The organism is Escherichia sp. MOD1-EC4550 (assembly GCF_963876935.1).
GTDB classification, from domain to species: domain Bacteria; phylum Pseudomonadota; class Gammaproteobacteria; order Enterobacterales; family Enterobacteriaceae; genus Escherichia; species Escherichia coli_F.
Genome location: NZ_CAWNSE010000021.1, coordinates 14,692 through 31,277, shown reverse-complemented (window position 1 = coordinate 31,277; position 16,586 = coordinate 14,692). Strand labels below are relative to the sequence as shown.

The 16,586-nt window shown below is 50.5% G+C and carries 14 protein-coding genes and 1 tRNA gene; 7 read left to right on the top strand and 8 right to left on the bottom strand.

The genetic code is table 11. The features are described from left to right. Window positions 1-206 precede the first annotated feature (206 nt). Window positions 207-1,010 carry a 2,5-didehydrogluconate reductase DkgB gene (gene dkgB, locus AACU19_RS15935; RefSeq protein WP_088542378.1) on the top strand — a complete coding sequence of 268 codons (804 nt, stop codon included), beginning with the start codon at window positions 207-209 and terminating at the stop codon, window positions 1,008-1,010. Here dkgB and yafC read toward each other — a convergent pair. Continuing rightward, entirely contained in the window at window positions 1,007-1,921 is a 915-nt protein-coding gene (gene yafC / locus AACU19_RS15930) for a DNA-binding transcriptional regulator YafC (RefSeq protein WP_105279182.1), read from the bottom strand. The two genes, dkgB and yafC, sit on opposite strands and share 4 nt — an antisense overlap. A 240-nt stretch (window positions 1,922-2,161) precedes the next feature. Between yafC and AACU19_RS15925 the strand changes: the two genes are divergently transcribed. After that, complete coding sequence (locus tag AACU19_RS15925) at window positions 2,162-2,962, top strand: endonuclease/exonuclease/phosphatase family protein (RefSeq protein WP_001230983.1); 801 nt, start codon at window positions 2,162-2,164, stop codon at window positions 2,960-2,962. A 76-nt stretch (window positions 2,963-3,038) separates the two neighbouring features. Then, window positions 3,039-3,809 (top strand): class I SAM-dependent methyltransferase, encoded by a 771-nt coding sequence (locus AACU19_RS15920; protein WP_105279181.1) that lies wholly within the window; start codon window positions 3,039-3,041, stop codon window positions 3,807-3,809. A gap of 47 nt (window positions 3,810-3,856) precedes the next feature. Here AACU19_RS15920 and mltD read toward each other — a convergent pair whose 3' ends face one another. Then, window positions 3,857-5,215, bottom strand: a complete 1,359-nt coding sequence (mltD, locus tag AACU19_RS15915; protein ID WP_000644684.1) for a murein transglycosylase D — start codon at window positions 5,213-5,215, stop codon at window positions 3,857-3,859. Window positions 5,216-5,286: 71 nt separating this feature from the next. Next, the gene (gloB, locus tag AACU19_RS15910) at window positions 5,287-6,042 is read right to left on the bottom strand and encodes a hydroxyacylglutathione hydrolase (protein WP_105279180.1); all 756 of its coding nucleotides are present in this window, start codon (window positions 6,040-6,042) and stop codon (window positions 5,287-5,289) included. 33 nt (window positions 6,043-6,075) lie between these two features. On the opposite strand from gloB, the gene AACU19_RS15905 reads away from it, so the two are divergent. Continuing rightward, a complete protein-coding gene (locus AACU19_RS15905) occupies window positions 6,076-6,798 on the top strand; it encodes a class I SAM-dependent methyltransferase (protein ID WP_105279179.1) in 723 nt (240 codons plus the stop codon). Here the strand turns inward: AACU19_RS15905 and rnhA are convergent. Continuing rightward, complete coding sequence (gene rnhA, locus AACU19_RS15900) at window positions 6,795-7,262, bottom strand: ribonuclease HI (RefSeq protein ID WP_000917883.1); 468 nt, start codon at window positions 7,260-7,262, stop codon at window positions 6,795-6,797. The two genes, AACU19_RS15905 and rnhA, sit on opposite strands and share 4 nt — an antisense overlap. A 64-nt stretch (window positions 7,263-7,326) precedes the next feature. On the opposite strand from rnhA, the gene dnaQ reads away from it, so the two are divergent. From dnaQ to AACU19_RS15885, 3 genes are all read left to right on the top strand, one after another. Beyond that, window positions 7,327-8,058, top strand: a complete 732-nt coding sequence (dnaQ, locus tag AACU19_RS15895; protein WP_001308374.1) for a DNA polymerase III subunit epsilon — start codon at window positions 7,327-7,329, stop codon at window positions 8,056-8,058. Between the two features lie 132 nt (window positions 8,059-8,190). Further along, a tRNA-Asp gene (locus AACU19_RS15890) sits at window positions 8,191-8,267 on the top strand. A 330-nt stretch (window positions 8,268-8,597) separates the two neighbouring features. Continuing rightward, window positions 8,598-9,383 carry a hypothetical protein gene (locus AACU19_RS15885; RefSeq protein WP_001053624.1) on the top strand — a complete coding sequence of 262 codons (786 nt, stop codon included), beginning with the start codon at window positions 8,598-8,600 and terminating at the stop codon, window positions 9,381-9,383. A 342-nt stretch (window positions 9,384-9,725) separates the two neighbouring features. Here AACU19_RS15885 and AACU19_RS15880 read toward each other — a convergent pair whose 3' ends face one another. The 4 genes from AACU19_RS15880 to tssA form a co-directional block, all read right to left on the bottom strand. Further along, the gene (locus tag AACU19_RS15880; RefSeq protein WP_105279178.1) at window positions 9,726-10,205 is read right to left on the bottom strand and encodes an Hcp family type VI secretion system effector; all 480 of its coding nucleotides are present in this window, start codon (window positions 10,203-10,205) and stop codon (window positions 9,726-9,728) included. 17 nt (window positions 10,206-10,222) lie between these two features. Beyond that, window positions 10,223-11,581 (bottom strand): VasL domain-containing protein, encoded by a 1,359-nt coding sequence (locus tag AACU19_RS15875; protein ID WP_001355442.1) that lies wholly within the window; start codon window positions 11,579-11,581, stop codon window positions 10,223-10,225. Between the two features lie 11 nt (window positions 11,582-11,592). Further along, entirely contained in the window at window positions 11,593-15,030 is a 3,438-nt protein-coding gene (gene tssM / locus AACU19_RS15870; RefSeq protein ID WP_123057670.1) for a type VI secretion system membrane subunit TssM, read from the bottom strand. Between the two features lie 109 nt (window positions 15,031-15,139). Further along, window positions 15,140-16,582 (bottom strand): type VI secretion system protein TssA, encoded by a 1,443-nt coding sequence (gene tssA / locus AACU19_RS15865; protein ID WP_001355440.1) that lies wholly within the window; start codon window positions 16,580-16,582, stop codon window positions 15,140-15,142. Window positions 16,583-16,586 lie beyond the last annotated feature (4 nt).

The window sequence follows — 16,586 nt, the reverse complement described above, 5'->3', positions numbered from 1 at the left end:
GTCACGCAGGGGGTCGCGGGTTCGAGTCCCGTCCGTTCCGCCACTTATTAAGAAGCCTCGAGTTAACGCTCGAGGTTTTTTTTTCGTCTGTATTTCTATTATTGCCAAAATCGCAAAAATCCTCTGCGTTTTACGCCCTTTTCCCGCAACAGTCTAAAGTCCATAATCATCTCAGTTAACGAACATAGCATTAAAAGAGGCATATTATGGCTATCCCTGCATTTGGTTTAGGTACTTTTCGTCTGAAAGACGACGTTGTTATTTCATCTGTGAAAACGGCGCTTGAACTTGGTTATCGCGCAATTGATACCGCACAAATCTATGATAACGAAGCCGCAGTAGGTCAGGCGATTGCAGAAAGTGGCGTGCCACGTAATGAACTCTACATCACCACTAAAATCTGGATTGAAAATCTCAGCAAAGATAAATTGACCCCAAGTCTGAAAGAGAGCCTGCAAAAATTGCGTACCGATTATGTTGATCTGACGCTAATCCACTGGCCGTCACCAAACGATGAAGTCTCTGTTGAAGAGTTTATGCAGGCGCTGCTGGAAGCGAAAAAACAAGGTCTGACGCGTGAGATCGGTATTTCCAACTTCACGATCCCATTGATGGAAAAAGCGATTGCTGCTGTTGGCGCTGAAAACATCGCTACTAACCAGATTGAACTCTCTCCTTATCTGCAAAACCGTAAAGTGGTTGATTGGGCTAAACAGCACGGCATCCATATTACTTCCTATATGACGCTGGCTTATGGTAAGGCACTGAAAAATGAGGTTATTGCTCGTATCGCAGCTAAACACAATGCGACTCCGGCACAAGTGATTCTGGCGTGGGCTATGGGGGAAGGTTACTCGGTAATTCCTTCTTCTACTAGACGTGAAAACCTGGAGAGTAATCTTAAGGCACAAAATTTACAGCTTGATGCCGAAGATAAAAAAGCGATCGCCGCGCTGGATTGCAACGACCGCCTGGTTAGCCCGGAAGGTCTGGCTCCTGAATGGGATTAAGCCTCTCTGACAGCTCCTCTGGGAGCTGTTTTTACATGCTCGCTAAGGAAATCGATAAAAGCCCGGATGCGCGTACTTACCGCACGGTCGCTGTAATAGACTGCACTGAATGGCATTTCCACTGGCAACACTTTATCTGCCATTAACTCCACCAATTCTCCGCGAGCGATTTCTCTGTCGATCATGTAGTCGGACAAACACGCAATCCCGTTGCCACTCAGGCAAAGCTGTTTCAGTATTTCCCCACTATTGGATGACAAACCGTACTTTACCTCATGTAATTGTCCATCACTACAGGCTATCGGCCAGGTATTGAGGGAAGCGGGTTCAGTGAATCCCAGGCAAACATGTTGCTTTAAATCGTCGAGCGTTTCTGGCTTCCCATAGCGGGAAATATAATCGGGGGAGGCTATAATTTTTCGATAACTGTTAAATAACGGCCTGGCACGTAAGCTGGAATCCGTTAACGTACCGGCGCGTATCGCGACATCCACTTTTCTTTCGATCAAATTAATAATCGTTTCGGAGGAGACTAGTGATAAAGTGACTTCCGGATAGCGTTCACGGAAAGGCTTAATCAACGGCATCAGAAAGTGCAGCACCACTGGAGTTGCGGCATCGATGCGCAACAGTCCACGCGGTGTATTACGCGTCTCCATAATTTCTGATTCTGCCGCTGCCATCTCCTGCAAAATTGACTGTACGCGACGAAAATAACGCTCGCCTTCTTCCGTCAGGCTAAGTTGTCGCGTGGTCCGATTAAGCAGGCTAACGCCAAGTTTCATCTCCAGCTTTTTCACTGCCCGGCTTACCGCTGAGTTTGCTTGCCCTAATTGTTCCGCTGCCCGGCTAAAGCTGCCGCTTTCTACGACCGAAACAAAAATGGCGAGTTCTTCCGACGTGGCTTTCATTTTTGCTCCTGTTGCAAAATAGAAGAGATATTTTGAATTTATTTGTCATTAAACCATCAGGATACGTGATATGTCATCCGATTTAATGTTCTCAACAATGAGCAAAATTCTGACCGGTGTAAGCACTTGCTTACATAACAATATACAATTGCTCGTTGAAAGAGTGAGCTAAAATCCCTATAACAGTAGAACCCTCCCGAGTGCGGAAGGGTTGACGTAATAGAGGTTTCAAAGTCAAAAGTGCGAAAAAACACCTATGCCATGCGCTATGTTGCCGGACAACCTGCGGAGAGGATCTTACCGCCGGGGTCTTTTGCGAGCATCGGCCAGGCATTACCACCCGGAGAACCGTTAAGTACCGAAGAGCGTATTCGGATCCTGGTGTGGAACATATACAAACAGCAACGCGCTGAATGGTTGTCGGTATTAAAGAATTACGGCAAAGACGCACATCTGGTGTTATTGCAGGAAGCGCAGACAACGCCAGAGTTAGTACAGTTTGCGACCGCTAACTATCTTGCCGCCGATCAGGTACCCGCTTTCGTACTGCCACAACATCCTTCTGGCGTAATGACCCTTTCGGCGGCGCATCCAGTGTATTGCTGCCCGTTACGTGAACGAGAACCCATTTTGCGTCTGGCGAAGTCGGCACTGGTGACGGTCTATCCATTACCTGACACCCGCCTGTTGATGGTGGTTAATATACACGCCGTCAACTTCAGTCTGGGCGTGGATGTCTATAGTAAGCAGTTACTTCCTATTGGTGATCAGATAGCTCACCACAGCGGCCCGGTCATTATGGCAGGAGATTTCAATGCCTGGAGCCGTAGAAGGATGAACGCGTTATATCGCTTTGCGCGGGAAATGTCGCTGCGCCAGGTGCGTTTTACCGATGATCAGCGCCGTCGGGCGTTTGGTCGCCCGCTCGATTTTGTTTTCTACCGTGGTCTGAACGTCAGCGAAGCTTCTGTACTGGTTACGCGCGCTTCCGATCACAATCCGCTACTCGTTGAATTCAGTCCCGGCAAGCCTGATAAATAAGGTATGTCAGGTCTGCCACAGGGCAGACCAACGTTTGGCGCTGCCCTTTTTAATCAAATAATAAAAGGACAGCGCAATGACAACACAATCCCACCATGACCACGTAGAAAAGCAGTTTAGCTCGCAGGCCAGTGAGTATTTAACCAGTACCGTACATGCATCCGGGCGAGATTTACAGCGCCTGGTGGTGCGTCTGGCTGATTATCCTGATGCAAGTGTACTTGATATGGGCTGCGGAGCCGGTCATGTCAGCTTTGTTGCTGCGCAAAACGTTCAGGCTGTGGTGGCGTATGACTTATCTGCCCAAATGCTGGATGTCGTGGCACAAGCTGCCGAAGCCCGGCAACTGAAAAATATCACCACCCGCCAGGGATATGCCGAAAGTCTGCCATTTGCCGATAACGCCTTTGATATTGTTATCAGCCGTTATTCTGCCCATCACTGGCATGATGTCGGCGCAGCACTGCGCGAAGTGAATCGGGTATTGAAGCCCGGCGGTATGCTGATTGTGATGGACGTCATGTCGCCAGGACATCCGGTACGTGATATCTGGTTACAGACGGTAGAAGCGTTACGCGATACATCACATGTGCGTAATTACGCCTGCGGTGAGTGGTTGGCGTTAATCAATGAAGCCAATCTGATAGTTGATAATTTAATTACAGATAAGTTACCGCTGGAATTTTCTTCATGGGTCGCGAGAATGCGTACGCCAGAAACGTTAGTAGACGCTATTCGCGTTTACCAACAGAGCGCATCGACAGAGGTGAAAACGTATTTTGCCTTGCAGAATGATGGCTCTTTCACCAGTGATATCATCATGGTAGAAGCACATAAAGCAGCATAAATAAAAAAGGCACCGGGGGAATCGGTGCCTTTTTATTATCTGGTTTGTCAGGAATCTGGCATGTTGTTGTTTTTCACAAACAACGTCAGCTTATCGCCTGGTTGCAGATTCGCAGTGTCGCTGTTCCAGCGCATCACATCTTTGATGTTCACGCCGTGGCGTTTAGCAATGCTTGAAAGCGAATCGCCTTTGCGTACACGATACGTAATGCTATCGCTGTTGTTTGCCAACCGCTGTGCGCTACTACCTGCGCCAATCGTCAAACTTTGGCCTGCTTTCAGCTTAGATCCCCGCAGTTTGTTCCACTGCTGCAAATCTTTGGTGCTTACGCCGAGACGTGAAGCGATGCTTGAAAGCGTGTCGCCAGAGCGTACGGTGTAAACACGGCTGTTAAGCGGCGTATTGTCGGCAACCAGTGTCGACTGTACGGCAGCAATTTCGCCAGAAGCCAGAGATTCACGCAGTTGATCTGCATGCTTCTTTGGCACCATCACGTACTGTGGGCCACTTGCGCCCAGCGTGGAGCCTTTCACGCCAGCGTTGAATGTCTTCAGCTTGCTGACGGAAATTCCCGCCATATCTGCAACCTTCGCCATTTCAACCGGGCTGCTCAGGTGCACACGCGCCAGAGCACGGCTTTCATCAGTCGTTGGCAGACGTACACCATAACGCTTGCTGTTTTTGAGAATATCACTCAATGCCAGCATTTTAGGCACGTATTGCTTCGTTTCCTGCGGCAATGGTAATGACCAGAAGTCCGTGGATTTCCCACGCGCTTTGTTCGTTTTAATTGCCTTCATGACCCGACCTTCGCCGCTGTTATAAGCCGCTACGGTCAGAAGCCAGTCGCCGTCAAACATCTTGTTCAGACGCTGCATCATGTTCAGCGCGGCAGTCGTTGAAGCAACAACATCGCGACGCGCGTCATAATTGCGGGTCTGTTTCAAACCATAATTGCGCCCCGTGCTCGGAATGATCTGCCAAATACCTGCGGCATTGGCGCCAGACGTCGCGTGAGGATCAAAAGCGCTCTCCACTATGGGTAGTAGTACCAGTTCCATAGGCATGTTACGTTTTTTAACTTGCCCGGCTATCCAGTACATATACGGCTCTGCCCGTAAAGTTACATCGTGGAGATAGCTCTTATTGCGTAAATATTTCTGTTTCTGTTCGCGAATCCGGTCGTTTTCCGGAATTCCCATCTTTAGCTCGTCGCCAATGAAAGCCCACAAGTCACCATCTGGCGCGATAGACGTCCCATCGTCCATCCATCGTGCCTGACTTGTAAACTTTGCTGCTTCCCCTTGACCAGCTGCAGAAAGGCTCTGTGCGTGCTGTTGAACGTTGCCGGTACTCTGGCAACCCACGAGCAGGACAGAGGCGAGTAATATCGCTTTTGCCTTCATGTGTGTGTCAATAGTTGCTTAAAAGACGACCGATCATAACGGCGAACGGAGCCGATGACAAGAAAGTTTTATCAGAACCTATCTTTCTTTGACCTTAACCATGCAAAACGCTCTTCAGGTTGTTGCAATAATGTTTCTTCATTAATTACATTAATTAAATCAATATCTTCCGTTCTTAAAAAAACATTAATTTGCCGCTCATTTTTCAGAATTACGGGTAGTGTTATTTGATTTTTTGCCCGTAACTCCTTAACTTTACGATAATAATCATTTATGGACAAATCGTGCGGAAGAATACTCAAAGCAAACTTCATATTTGATAACGTATATTCATGAGCACAACATACCAATGTATCGTCAGGTAACGCACTTAACTTTTTAAGTGATTGATACATTTGTAATGGTGTCCCTTCAAACAACCGACCACACCCACCAGAAAACAGCGTGTCGCCGCAAAATAGATAAGGTTTACTGAAGTAACAGATATGTCCTAAAGTGTGACCCGGTGTGGCAATTACACTAAATTCATGCCCCAAAACGAAGGCAGTTTCGCCATCTTTGACTACCTGTGTTGTTCCCTTATCTTGTGTCTCTTGTGGACCATACACCACAATTTGCGGAAACTTTTTCACCAGTTCTTTTACGCCGCCAACGTGATCGTGGTGATGGTGGGTGAGAAATATGGCCTCCGGTTGCCAGTTATTGGCGGCAATGGCGTTTAATACTGGCTCTGCGTCTCCGGGATCGACAATCAGGCAGCGACCTGCTTCATCATTCAAAACCCAGATGTAATTGTCATCAAAGGCGGGAATACTGTTAAGATTCATAGATTACCTCTCAGTGTGAAACGGAAGGTTGTGATGAAACCGGCAAGAGTTCCTCAAACTGTCGTGGCTCCTGATTGCTGGGGCGATTTGCCCTGGGGAGAGCTTTATCGCAAGGCGCTGGAGCGCCAGCTCAACCCGTGGTTCACTAAAATGTATGGTTTTCATCTGCTTAAGATTGGCAATTTAAGCGCAGAAATCAATTGCGAAGCGTGCGCGGTTTCTCATCAAGTGAATGTTTCTGCGCAAGGAATGCCCGTCCAGGTGCAGGCGGACCCACTTCATCTTCCTTTTGCCGATAAATCCGTTGATGTTTGTCTACTGGCACATACATTGCCGTGGTGCACCGATCCGCATCGTTTATTGCGTGAAACCGATCGGGTATTGATTGATGATGGCTGGCTGATCATTAGTGGCTTTAATCCCATCAGTTTAATGGGATTGCGCAAACTTGTGCCGGTATTGCGAAAAAACTCGCCCTATAACAGCCGGATGTTTACTCTGATGCGGCAACTGGACTGGCTCTCTTTGTTGAATTTTGAAGTGCTGCACGCCAGCCGTTTCCACGTTCTCCCGTGGAACAAACATGGTGGAAAACTATTGAATGCGCATATTCCTGCGCTTGGTTGCTTACAACTTATCGTTGCCCGGAAACGGACTATTCCTTTAACACTAAATCCGATGAAACAGAGTAAAAACAAGCCACGAATTCGCCAGGCGGTTGGTGCCACCCGGCAATGTCGTAAACCACAGGCTTAAACTTCGACTTGATAGCCTGTATCTTCCAGTGTGGGATTCATCGCCGCAGCACGAGCCAGTTCATCACAGCGTTCGTTTTCCGGGTGTCCGGCATGGCCTTTAACCCATTCCCATTTGATTTGATGCTGCCCCAATGCAGCATCAAGACGTTGCCAGAGATCGACATTTTTTACTGGTTTTTTGTCTGCTGTTTTCCAGCCACGTTTTTTCCAGTTATGGATCCACTGAGTGATCCCCTGGCGGACATACTGGCTGTCGGTACTCAAAATGACTTCGCAATGTTCTTTTAACGCCTCCAGCGCGACAATAGCGGCCATCAACTCCATACGGTTGTTGGTGGTGCGGGTGTAGCCAGCGCTAAAGGTTTTCTCGCGTCCGCGATAGCGTAAAATAGCGCCGTAACCCCCGGGTCCAGGATTACCCAGACACGAACCATCGGTGAAAATTTCTACCTGTTTAAGCATCTCTGGTAGACTTCCTGTAATTGAATCGAACTGTAAAACGACAAGTCTGACATAAATGACCGCTATGAGCACTGCAATTACACGCCAGATCGTTCTCGATACCGAAACCACCGGTATGAACCAGATTGGTGCGCACTATGAAGGCCACAAGATCATTGAGATTGGTGCCGTTGAAGTGGTGAACCGTCGCCTGACGGGCAATAACTTTCACGTTTATCTCAAACCCGATCGGCTGGTGGATCCAGAAGCCTTTGGCGTACATGGTATTGCCGATGAGTTTTTGCTCGATAAGCCCACATTTGCCGAGGTAGCCGATGAGTTCATGGACTATATTCGCGGCGCTGAGTTGGTGATCCATAACGCAGCGTTCGATATCGGCTTTATGGACTACGAGTTTTCGTTGCTTAAGCGCGATATTCCGAAGACCAATACCTTCTGTAAGGTCACCGATAGCCTTGCGGTGGCGAGGAAAATGTTTCCCGGTAAGCGCAACAGCCTCGATGCGTTATGTGCCCGCTACGAAATAGATAACAGTAAACGAACGCTGCACGGGGCATTACTCGATGCCCAGATCCTTGCGGAAGTTTATCTGGCGATGACTGGTGGTCAAACGTCGATGGCTTTTGCGATGGAAGGAGAGACACAACAGCAACAAGGTGAAACAACAATTCAGCGCATTGTGCGTCAGGCAAGTAAGTTACGCGTTGTTTTTGCGACAGATGAAGAGCTTGCGGCACATGAAGCCCGTCTCGATCTGGTGCAGAAAAAGGGCGGAAGCTGCCTCTGGCGGGCATAAATACCTGTAAAAGGCGCTAAAAATAGCGACTTGGGCGATTTTTGCAGCAAACGATTCAAAAGATGAGAAAAACCGTTGACGAAGGGTGAGGCAATCCGTAATATTCGCCTCGTTCCCAACGGAACAAAACGCGGAGCGGTAGTTCAGTCGGTTAGAATACCTGCCTGTCACGCAGGGGGTCGCGGGTTCGAGTCCCGTCCGTTCCGCCAAATTCACCTCATGAAAATGAGGTTCAGAGAACCGCAAGATTTTTAATTTTGCGGTTTTTTGCATTTAAATCACGCTATTTCTTCGGTCTATGATTTTGTTATGCTGTAAATGTGTTAATCACATATGGTAGACCATATCATTAATATTTAATCATACTATCGAATCATTCAATTTAAATATATTTGCATGTTATGATTTTCATTTTTCTATTGATTTAATGAATTTATATTTGCTGTTATTTTTGTTTGTTCTGATTCAAGTGGAGTATATAATTAAAAATCGTTAGCTAAACATTACCATGATTATGACAGGCGAGGGAGTGTCCGATTATGAATTTAAGAAGGGTTTGTTGTATATGTGTATTATTCTCGCTGCTTGCAGGATGTGCCTCTGAATCTCCTATTGATGAAAAAAAGAAAAAAACTCAAACCGCACAAAGTTCTATTAATAAAAACGTTCCCCAGCAACTAACAGACAAAGATTTATATGGTAATGAAACCACACTGGCTGTATCCGAGGAGGATATTCAAGCTGCGCTTGAAGGAGATGAGTTTCGTGTGCCTCTTAATTCTCCCGTTATACTTGTTCAGTCTGGCAGTCGCGCACCGGAAACCATTATGCAGGAGGAGATGAGAAAATATTATACAGTTGCCACATTTTCTGGCATTCCTGACAGGCAAAAACCTGTAACTTGTAATAAAGACAAAAACAAAGATGAAAGTCTGGATGTTGTAGATGCCGAAAATATGAACTGGATGCAGGCATTACGTTTTGTTGCGGCAAAAGGCCATCAGAAAGCGATTATTGTTTTCCAGGATACGTTGCAGACAGGAAAATATGACTCTGGATTGAAATCAATAGTTTGGTCAGATTATAAAAATCAAAAATTGACTGACACGATGTCACTGCGTTATTTGGTTCGATTCACGCTGGTGGATGTGGCTACAGGTGAGTGGGCTACCTGGTCGCCTGTGAATTATGAATCGAAAGTGATTTTTCCGCAGATAGGGAATAAAAATTCTGACAGCCTTGATGTGGCAGAACAGCAGATTTCACAACTTAAGCAGAAAACGTACGCAGCAGTGGTTAAAGATCTGGTGAATCGCTATCAGTAGTAAGGTTTTATACCAGACGTTTTAATGGTACTTAGCAAGAAAGAGCATTTTCTTTTCTATTTATACTCTGGTTCAAGTCTGCTAATTAATTTTACATATATATTTTTTTTAGGAGTAGTAAAAAACTTTACTAAAGTTATTTATTGTTCTCTCAACATATAAGCTGTAGTTCGAGTTTTCGGTTGAACTGTCAAAAATACATCATACACATCTATAAAACAGCAGGTACGGTTAATTAAGAATTTTTATTCGTGATTAACCGTACTTTATCATTTTATTTTATGATGTTAAATTGCCTTTTTAAAATATAACAATAATGCAGATGAAAAACTCCCAGGTAACTTAGAAAATCCGTTCACTCCAAAGGCTGTACGCACTGGTTCCGGCGACGCTGTGCTCCCAGTTGATACTCTCATAGGTAAATGACACAGACTCTTCCGGCTGTCCTGGGCTGTCGTTAATGGTATGGGGAACGGTAAGGCCGATGTTTGAGATCCGGGCGTTAGTCAGTTTCACCTTGTAGTACGGTTCATTAACACCAAAGCGGTTGGTGCGATAGAATACAATATCACAGGTCAGACATTCATTCTCCGAAATGGCCTTGCCCAGCAGGGGGGAAGATTTGTCCACCGGTTTCGTGATGGTCAGCTCCTGGTGGTTGACATTCTGCGCCCGGCTCAGACCATGGGACAGTGACGTCACCATGATCTGATCCTGATGTGCAATCTGAGCTTTGTTACCGATGGACGGCATTGACGAGCATCCGGATGAAATCAGCCCCTGAAGTTCTCCGTTCAGTGTCAGATAGACGGGATTTGCCATTGTTATTCTCCTTAAACTCAATGGGTCGGAGGGACTGGCACGGTGCTGTTGTCCGTTGCCATATCCTGTCCGGTATTTTTCAGCAACAGCCAGCGGCTTAACAGCCCATCCAGCCGTTGGTTGATCTCTTTTGCTAGCGCTTGTGTGTCCTGATTCTGCGTGCGGGTCTCCTGGTACTGCGTCAGCATGTACTCCAGTGGAGTTTCCTGATTCAGTAACCGTTCGGCCTGCCAGGTCACCGTTTTGATATACGAGAGGGTGAAACCCTGTTTCTCCGTCTCCTTTTTCATCATCAGATCCGCAAAATCCCGCAAATTCTGCCGCGCCTGTTGCCAGCCCTTCATCTGTGGACTGGCTTGCGCCCGGTTTCTCAGCGTGGTGCTCCACATCCGGCTGGCTTCCTGCTGTTGCAGGCTTTCCGGCCAGAGGGTGTCTGCGGTGCGCATCATCTGCATTCCGGTTTCCAGCGGCTGTAGCGGTGGGGTATTCAGAAGCTGTTGCAGGTTCTGTTCATATTCTTTCAGTACCGGTGATGCCAGCCAGACGGTGGCTGCTCCCTGTGTGGTATCCCTGACCTTTGTAAGCTGCCGCTGCATCGGGTACGTCTGCCACCACCAGAGTGCAGCAGCGATAACGGCAGTACAGGCGGCACCGGCAACAAAACCTTTTACCGTGTCGCCCTGTTTTGCTTTGTCGGCGTTATCTGCCACTCCGCGCACCTCCACCCGCATTTCCGGCAGGTCGGGTAGGGGGGGCATGGTTTCCGCTGTGGCGGAAGCCGTGCCTTCAGGCGCATAGACCAGCGTTCTGACCATGGTCTGTGCCGCCGTAGCAGTACGGTTTCTGGGCTGCGGCTCAAACCGCTTGCGTGTGTTCTGCACAAAATAAAGCAGATTTTCCACGCGCGGTTGGCGCTTCAGTTCCACCTGCTGGAGTTTGTCGCAGATAAGCTGCAAAGCCCGTTCCGTGCGGTAGAGCAACGAAAGATCATTTTCGGAAAAGGAAACCTGCTGGCGCAGGATATTCCCGGTGCGGGTGTTGAACCAGTCCAGCATCTCAGTCCTCGCCGGGCCACTTTGCGGCCAGAATTTATCCCATTCGTGGGTGATCATCGCAGCTAGCAGTTCCGCGCCTTCACAGAACCCTGCCAGTCCCTGATTACGTGTACGTGCCAGCGTATAGTAGGTGGCGGTATGCAAATCCACCCCGTTGGCCTTAAAAATTGACAGCGCCAGCGATTCCACTAGTTTCCAGTTCAGCTCCGGCTGTGACGGGTGGTTAGCTTTGTTAATTTCTTCGCGGATGGCGCTGAACTCCGGCAGGGTACGCGGATCGCTGCCGGTAACGATAGTTTGTGTCAGTACATTGTTGCTCATCACTAACCCCCTTAATACAACGTATCCGGTAAACGGAATTGGCTGAACAGACCACCGGTGAACGGGTTATCTTCGGTATCCACATGCACCCGATAAACCATCGCGCCGCCGTCCACGTTAAAGCGCACGTTAAAGGTGTCACTGGTCACGTTGGTCAACTGGCCCGCGCCGAACAGGCGGAACTGCGCCCACGGTCCACTGAAAGCGATACTGCGCGGTGCTCCACCGCTGGTGCCAACCAGCGTCAGCTTGCTTTCATTGCCTTCACGCATGTTGTTTGGCCAGACCAGATGGGCGGTATAGTTGCGTCCCTGGCTGTAGTCCACTAACTGGCCGTCCAGGTTAAGTACGCTGCGCCGTTTATTGCCGGAAAGCGACACCGTTTCCACGGCAAATTGTGTGCCCAGCCCGTTCTGCTGGCTGAAGAAGATGTCGCGGATTTTTTGCGCGGTATCCAGTTGTTGTCGGATATCTTCACGGATCAGCACTCTGCCGTCGTCGCCAAAGGTCAGATCGTTTTCAAGGAACAGTCGCAGGTTGTCCTTATAGAAATTGTCCAAAATGCCATCCGGTTTAAAGAAACGTTCAAACGCATCCAGTGAGGCATCCTGTGTGGCGCGTGGATTAAATGGATAGTTGTCGGCAAGCTGTTCGTTGAAGGGATTCACTACATTGTCGCGCCAGTCCACTTCCATGTAATGAACGGCTTCCACCATCACTACATGCCAGGCCTGATCCGCCAGCTTGCCCACCCAGCGGTTAAGAGGCACAGGCAGGGTTTTTGCCATCTGACGGGTGGCGAAGATTGGATCGCTGCTGTTTAGATCCAGCCGTAGCTGTACTGCTTTCAGCGCCGATTTCCCAGACACTGGCGAGTTCTGAATCGCCAGCAGGTAACGGTGCAGCTCGGTCAGTTGCTGGTACACGGCCTGTAGCGTACTCGCCTTGTCCTTTTGCTCCTGCAGTGCGCTATTTTCCGGTGCGAACTCATGTCCCAGCCGGGATAACAGGCGGTAATCCATCTCATTTATCGCCGCTTCCCTCGCCTTATCATCCAGTTTGCCGGAGAGCGTCAGCGCGTGTGTATTATCGCGCAGCGCCGTCAGCGCACGCTGGAATGGCTGATCGCCGCTGATAATTTGCTCCAGCGCGTCGGTCAGCGCCGGCATGGCCTCATAGTCACGGACGTTGAGATTATCCATTCCGGCACGCCATGTAGCGGTATAGTCACTGAGGTACTGTTCAGTGATATGGCGCTGGATCTCTTCACGGTCGGCCTCGCTGTAGGCGACGCTTTGCGTCAGGTTCAGCACCCACGAATCCAGCGCGGTCAACTCAACGAGACCGTCGTGTTGTTTGATAAAATAGCTTTGCAGGCCATAGCGGGTGAGAAACTGCGGGATCACCAGTTTTTCATCATTACCGGCGACGAACACGTTGTCGAAGGTGGGACCAACCTGGTCGCGCAAATTCAAATCGGCGGGCAACACGCTTAATGCTTTGGTGCGCAGGGTCTGGTAGACACGCTGGTATATGGGCAGCTTGCTCAGTTCCTGCTGCGCATTAATGACCGGTTTATCATAGGGTGTCCAGCGGCTGACAGCATCGCTGTCGCCGCTCTGGCGCTGCGCGTGCCAGTCGGTGTGCTCCAGCGCATAGTCCAGATGCGCCATCAGTTGCGCCTGAATATCACGCTGGCCGTGAAATTCATTGCTCCAGCGCCGCGCCATGTACTGTTTTACCGCCTCGTTGTTGCGCCCACTTTTGTCTTCCATCATGCGCAGTATGCGCAGCACGGCGAGCTTTTCTTCGCTCTCTGGCGGGGCATTGTTCAGATCCCGGATCAGGCCGTTCATTAATGAGGGGAGATAACGCTGCTCAAGAAGCTGAATGTAGGTTTGCTCCACATACGGCCCTACGCGGACGCCCTGGTACAATCCCATATCCGCCAGAAAACCGTGATCGCGGTAATCGCCATAGGCCAGGGTGGCATCGCGTACTGGGTTAAGCAACGGTAGTTGCAGATTGCCGAATTCATCCGTTCCCTGCGGTGGTGGTACGTCCATAAAGGCTTTAGCCTGTGCCAGTACGTTAACGCCGGACTGCCAGTTCTGGTTGTAATAATGGTGCCAGCTTCCGACCAGCAACGCCACCAGCGCTGCGCCACAGGCGGAAAAGGCGGTCAGCCTGCGCCGGGAGCTGCTCAGCCAGACGCTGTTTTCACCCGCCAGGTTCGGCTCGGATAGCAGGACTTCAGGGAAGAGGCGGCGGGTGAAATAGGGCGTTGTCTCCACCAGAGGCCAGGTTGCCAGCGAACTGTTGCCCAGCCCGTACTGGCGGGCGGCAGACTGCGTGAAAATATCATCCACCTGGCCACGCTGTAGCGATGATGTGAGCCAGACGCCGCGCAGCATCACATCCATGTTCTCACCGTCCAGCAATGCGGCGAGCAGTGCGGTGACGATTTCTCCCGTTCCCTGCATCTGACGGGAGAAGCTGAACACGGCACTGCGCAATGCAGTGCCGGTCTGCACGAGCATCAGGTCTGACAGGGCCTGGTTCATCTGTTGTCCCCAGGTCTGCCAGAAGGTGCTCAGCTCGCTGCGCCAGTCATCGTTTTCATGAGCGCGGCGGGTAAACGTGACGCCGAGGATCGCGTCGCGGTCTTTTTTATCCAGTGAATGGAACAGCGCGGCAAAGCCGGTCAGTAGATCCAGTCGGGTCAGCACCACATAAACGGGCAACCGGCAGTGCAGGCACTGGCGAATTTCCTGAAGTTGCTGACGCAGATTTTGTACCAGTGCTTCGCGACGGGGTTTATCCGCCGTCAGCAGTTCGGGAAGATCGAGCGTCAGGATCAGACCATTGAGCGGCTGGCGTGCGCGCGTTTCCATCAGCCAGCCCAGCCAGTGTTCGCGCAGGCGGCGGTGGAGCAGATCATCCCCGCCGGGGGAGGTCAGTACGCCGTCAACATCGAAAATTACTGCCTGGTTGCCCACTCGCGGTGTGATCAGCGGATGATATTCCACCCCCCGGATGCTTTCCGGCATGTAAATAATGTCAGACGGAAAGCCCTCGCGCAGCAGCGTGCTTTTGCCGCTACCCGCAGGACCAATGACCATATACCACGGCAACTGCCACAGATAACGGCGGTTATCCAGATGGCGGCGCAGGCGCAGCAGCCAGTGATCCAGATATTGCTGCTGGTGGTGGAGTTCCACGGTCAACGGATCTTTTTCTTCCTCCCGCTGCTGTTTCTGCTGTTTTTCCAGCTTTTGCAGACGCTTCATTACCCGCCAGGTGAGCCAGACCAGAGCGATAAGCCCCCAGACGGCGGTCGCCAGCCAGCGGTTTGCCAGCGGAGCCAGCCAGTGCTGCTCATAGAGCGTCCATTTTGGACCCTGCCACCAGATCCACACCAGCAGAAAAATCCATGCCAGCGCCAGCAGCCAGGCGGCGGATACCCTGAATCGCGGCATCGCTGGCCTGAGCGCAGATCTCAACGAGCTGAACAGTCGGGATGTGGGAAATTTGAACACGGTAACTCCTTGTTATCTTTTACTGTTCTGCCGTGAATTTTTGTTCCAGAGCTTCCAGCAGGGACGGTTCCCATTCGGACAGCATCATGTGTAATCCTGTTCTGAAGAGCATCCGGTACTGCTGTTGTGCAAGCTGAACCATACCGGCTTCTTCCAGTAACTGCGCGCCGAAAAATTGGCGATGAAACTGGTTACGGGGATCACCTTCGGGCAGGTTTTCCAGATACCGCAGCGCGGTTTCCAGCCCGTTCTCATCGAAGCACGCCCTGGCCGCCTGTAATTCTTCATCGGTCTGTACAGCTGCTGCGGTTTGGTTGCCTGAGCCCGATGATGCCAGCCACTGTTTCGTCTGTTCGGACACAAACGGAGTGCGGTCGTTAAACAACATGTTGAGCAGTGCGGGCAGGCGAGCAAGAAAACTGGTAACTTCATCACGGATAGCATCCGCCACCTGTATATAACCAAGGCGCAACGCGGTCTGTGCTGAGAGGTAATGGCCGTCCAGCCAGTACGGGGCCAGCAGCAGGCTTTTTTCCACCTGCTGCCACAGCGCCATGTCGGCATTGTTCAGCCGCGCCAGGTAATCATCCATCATATCGACAGGGAAGGCTGCCAGTGGGGTCCGGCCATCGCTTTCTGCCTGCGGGGGACTGGTGATGGTCTGCCACAGAGCATGGCGGCGCAGTCGGTAACCCTGCGGTGACTCCGGCTGGCGCTCACAGAGAATGGCGGCCACCTTCAGCAGGGTGTCGCGCCATGCTTTATCGTCGTGGCTGTCAACAGTGACCTGCGGGATTGGAGTGGCTGCAACAGGAGGCTGAGCGGCAACCGTGTGCGGTGACATATCCGGTACAGATCCGGCTGTGGCCTGCGGCGCAATGGCGGCGGTTCGTGCAGATGATGGCATTTCAGGCGCTACATCACGAAACGCGCGCTGAAACAGGGCAAATAAATCGTCTGTCGCCTTAGCCAGCTCAGGCGCGTTGTGCGCCTGCCAGCACTGTGCCAGTTTTGCCAGCTCTCCCAGCAAAGCATCGCGCTGTATTGTCGCAGCATTCCCGGCAAAGTCCTGAACGGCAGACTCAAAGCGTTTTATCACCTGGGCGGCAAAGCGTTTTTTGTGGGCCATGTTCTGCGGTGCGGCGCATGTCCAGTAGTGTTCTGTATATTGTGCCAGCATCCTGGTGGCCAGCAGAATATCACCGGCATGTTGCAGGGTACGCAGCAGGTGGGCCAGCAGGCGAAAATCTTTGGTTTCTGAGGCCAGAAGCATCAGGCCCCGGCGCTGAAGTTCCGGGATATCGAGCTGGCTGTGCGCCAGCGAGCCGAGCTTGACGATTTCGCTGTCGATAAACTCCCAGTCTGCATTGCCATCATCAAGCGCGGCGGACCGCTTATCTTCCGGCAGGTTTTCCAGCAGGTGTGCAAGCCATACATCAGGATTACGTAAGTCCATTGCCATATTC